This is a genomic window from Candidatus Aminicenantes bacterium (assembly GCA_026393795.1).
In the GTDB taxonomy this organism is placed as follows: Bacteria; Acidobacteriota; Aminicenantia; order UBA2199; family UBA2199; genus UBA2199.
Genome location: JAPKZL010000323.1, coordinates 1 through 3611 on the forward strand (window position 1 = coordinate 1; position 3611 = coordinate 3611).

At 55.3% G+C, this 3611-nt stretch carries 4 protein-coding genes; 3 read left to right on the plus strand and 1 reads right to left on the minus strand.

The window, feature by feature from the left end; genetic code table 11:
- Both NTW95_15785 and NTW95_15790 read left to right on the plus strand, forming a co-directional pair.
- Positions 1-304, plus strand: a 304-nt coding sequence (locus NTW95_15785) for a GTPase domain-containing protein (GenBank protein ID MCX6558866.1), incomplete at its 5' end; no start/stop codon positions are given.
- The gene (locus NTW95_15790; protein MCX6558867.1) at positions 305-1654 is read left to right on the plus strand and encodes a radical SAM protein; all 1350 of its coding nucleotides are present in this window, start codon (positions 305-307) and stop codon (positions 1652-1654) included.
- 65 nt (positions 1655-1719) lie between these two features.
- On the opposite strand, the gene NTW95_15795 is transcribed toward NTW95_15790, so the two are convergent.
- Positions 1720-2955 (minus strand): PLP-dependent aminotransferase family protein, encoded by a 1236-nt coding sequence (locus NTW95_15795; protein ID MCX6558868.1) that lies wholly within the window; start codon positions 2953-2955, stop codon positions 1720-1722.
- A gap of 293 nt (positions 2956-3248) precedes the next feature.
- On the opposite strand from NTW95_15795, the gene NTW95_15800 reads away from it, so the two are divergent.
- A complete protein-coding gene (locus NTW95_15800; protein MCX6558869.1) occupies positions 3249-3515 on the plus strand; it encodes a hypothetical protein in 267 nt (88 codons plus the stop codon).
- Positions 3516-3611: the final 96 nt, after the last annotated feature.

The following is a 3611-nucleotide window of genomic DNA, read 5'->3' on the forward strand; positions in this document are numbered from 1 at the left end:
GGACGGGCTGGTTTTCGTGGCCGACTCGCAAACGGAACGATTCGAAGCCAATATGGAGAGCATCCAGGACATGCTGGAAAACCTCAATGACTACAAGCTTGAATTCGCCGCCATCCCCTACATCCTGCAGCTGAACAAGCGCGACCTGCCCAATGTCACGCCGGCCAACGAGCTGATCGCCGCCTTGCGCAAGAAGAACGAGCCGGTGCTCGAGGCCGTCGCCTCGCGCGGGGACGGGGTGGTAGAAACCTTGAAAGCCATCTCCAAGCTGATCATGAGCGAAGTCAAGAATAAAATCGGATAAGTGCCTCGTTTCACCTGCGATTGGATCGACAAAATACTGGTCGTTCTCTGCGACGGCAAAGTGGTCTGCGGCTGCGCCGACCCGAAAGGGGAGCGGCCGCTCGGCCACCTGAAGCACGAGCGCATCGGCGAGATCTGGCGCGGCCAGAAGGTGCGGCGGATCCGGGAGGAGCTGAGCGCGGGCTTTTCCAGTTTTTGCCTCCCCTGCGGGCTCAAGCGGCCCCTCGGTGACGATGAGCCGGTCCCGCAGCGGCCGCTCGATTCCGCTGTCCTGCCGCGGCTGTTCGTTGAACCCACGGTCGTCTGCAACCTGAACTGCTTCCAGGCCGTATGCGCCCCTGGCGCCGGCCTCGTCGCGACCAGGGAAAGGAAATTTTTCCCCTTCGAGGAATTCCGCGCCCTGCTGGCCGAGACCGGCCCGGGGCTGATACGCCTCGATCTTTTCAACTACGGAGAGCCTTTCCTGCATCCCCAGGCGCTGGACATGATCGACCATGTGAAAAAAAATTATCCGCATGTCTACCTGTACACCAGCACCAACGGCCTTCTCTTCGATAAAAAGAAAATCTCCCGCCTGGCGGCGTCGGGCATCGATGAAGTCACGTTTTCCGTGGACGGCGCCGATCAGCGCACCTACGGCCGCTATCGCCAGGGCGGCGATTTTGCCAGGCTGCTCAAAAATATGGCGGCCCTGGTCGATGAAAAAAAGCGCCTGGGAAGGGAGGTGCCTTTCATCAATTGGCGCTATATCCTGTTCAGGTGGAATGACGCGTCCTGTCATTTACACAAGGCGCGGCGCCTGGCGAAAAAAATAGGCGTCGACCGGCTGACCTGGGAAATCACCGACCATCCGACTGGCGCGGCGTCGACGAAGTACCGGATCGCTTCTCCGGCCTGGAAGAAAATCTACCATGAAATCTGGGACAGCAGCCAGATCGGTTCGGCGCTCAAAGGCAAGCGCTTCATCGCCGCGATCAAACTCGGCCCGGCCAGGCTGGCGGCCCGGGCCGGCGAACCGCTGCGCCTGCAAGTCGAAGTGAAAAACCGGGGCGGCGCCCTATGGCTCCGGGAGGCTTTCTCGGGAAGGCGCCTGGTCCGCCTTGGCGCCCAGCTGCACGACCGGCAAAAGCGGCTGCTCGATTTAAACTATGCCAGGGCTTTTCTGCCGCGGCCCCTGGCCGGCGGCGAAAGGGCCAGCGTGGCCATCGAACTTCCTGCAGTCGGGAAAACCGGGGAGTACTGGCTCAAGTTCGACATGGTCAGCGAAGGGATCGACTGGTTTGAAAACGGCGGCTCGCCCGTCGTTTGGGTGCCGTTTACAGTCAGCGCTAGAATCCAGCAAGTTATCTAGTAATCAAGTCTACAAGATTGCCTTTTTCCCCTAATCCCTGTACCCTATACCCTAAACCCTGTCGGTCATGGCGTCATGATCGCCGTTTCCTCGCCGCCTTTCCAAGAAGCGATGACCTCGCCCAGCCGCTTGACCCCTTCCTCGATCTCGGCTTTGCTGGAATAGGAGAAATTCATGCGGAAGGAGTTGTGGCCTCCGCCGTCGGGATAGAAGGCTGAGCCGACCACGTAGGCCACCTGCTTCTCGATGGCGGCGTGGAACATCTCGCCGGCGTCGATGCTTTCCGGCAGGGTGACCCACAGGAACAGGCCGCCATGGGGCTGAGTCCATTTCAGGCCGGGAAGCTTGGGCATGTATTTGGCGAGCATGGAGAGCATAAAGTCGCGCTTTTCCCGGTAGGCCTTGATGATGACGGAAATTTGCTTCTCGAGCAGGCCGCGGTGCAGGAACTCGTAGAGAATGGCCTGGTTGTAAGGGGGCGAGCACAGGTCGACCGACTGCTTGGCCGTCACCGCCTTCTGGATCAGCTCATTGGGGCCGGCCATCCAGCCCAGGCGGAAGCCCGGCAGCAGGATCTTGCTGAAGGTATAAAGCCCGAGGACGCGGTCGGGGTTCATGCCCAGCAGCGACGGCTCGGTCTTGCCCTCGAAGCGCAGCTGGCGGTAGGGGGAGTCCTCGACCACGATCAGGTCGTGCTTTTCGGCGATGCGCAGGAGTTCCTTCCTGCGCTTCAGGGACATGGTGATGCCCGAGGGGTTCTGGAAATCGGGTATCTCGTAGATGAACTTCGGCTTGGAACCCTTGGCGGCCAGCTGGTCGATCTCGGCTTCCAGCGAAGCCGTCTGCGTCCCTTCCTCGTCCTGTTCGATGCCGATCATTTTGGCGCCATAGGAATTGAAGGCCTGGATGGCGCCGACGTAGGTCGGGCGGCTGGTCATGACCACGTCGCCCGGGTCGACGAAGATCTTGCCGACCAGGTCCAGACCCTGCTGCGACGAGGTGACGATCAGAAGATGGTTGCTGGTTATGTCCACCCCGTCCCTTTGCATCAGCTTGGCCAGCTCCTCGCGAAGGCGATTGTCGCCCTCGGTAGGACCGTACTGCAGCGCGGTCTTTCCCTCGCGCTCCATGACGATGCGCGACATTTCCTTGATCTCTTCGACCGGGAAGAGGTCGGGGGCGGGCAGGCCGCCAGCGAACGAGATGATGCCCGGCTTGGCGGTGAGCTTCAAAAGCTCGCGGATCTCGGAGCGCTTCATGCTCTTGGCGGTATTGGAAAAGAATTTTTCGTAGTTGACCACGGCATCCTCCTTGTGGCTGGCACGAATTGTTAAGGATTAAAACTATTTATAATATGATAGAGCCCTTTATTTAATAGGGTTTCGGGGAATTTTGTGTAAGCAAATGAGGCGCAGTTTTCACACATTTTTATTTTAATAATTTAAGAGTGATACACAACCTATTCATATTATATTTTATCATTAAAATTGGGGTGGGTCAAATGGGTTCCTCTATGAAAATACAATTCAGTCTTAAAAGTATTGACATTTGAAAAAACCCATTCTATAATTCAAATGATATTACCAGTAATAGCATGAAGAATAAAATAAAGCTAAGAAGGGAATTTGAATGTTTTAAAAAGAAAAAAGTAATTAAATGTATTGAAATGGAGAGAATGGCTAAAAAATTGGGCCGAACATTATTTAATAGAGGCAAAGAGCCAACCTGGATAAATCTGAATTTCAAGGAATTGCGTCCACTGGCTATCCCACATCATGGAGGCGATTTACCCCTTGGTACTTCCGATAATATACTCAACCAACTTGAAGAAGATATGATAAAGATTGAGGAGTTAAAATGAAAAAAAATAAAATAGTGTTTGCGGATTATCTGAAACAGCCATATACAAGAATAGTTATTCCCGATTTGAAAACTGGGACATTTACCGCGGAAATAT

Excerpts from the sequence above, each read along its gene's own strand:
- NTW95_15800 (MCX6558869.1), top strand. The coding sequence starts at position 3,249 with ATGAAGAATAAAATAAAGCTAAGAAGGGAATTTGAATGTTTTAAAAAG.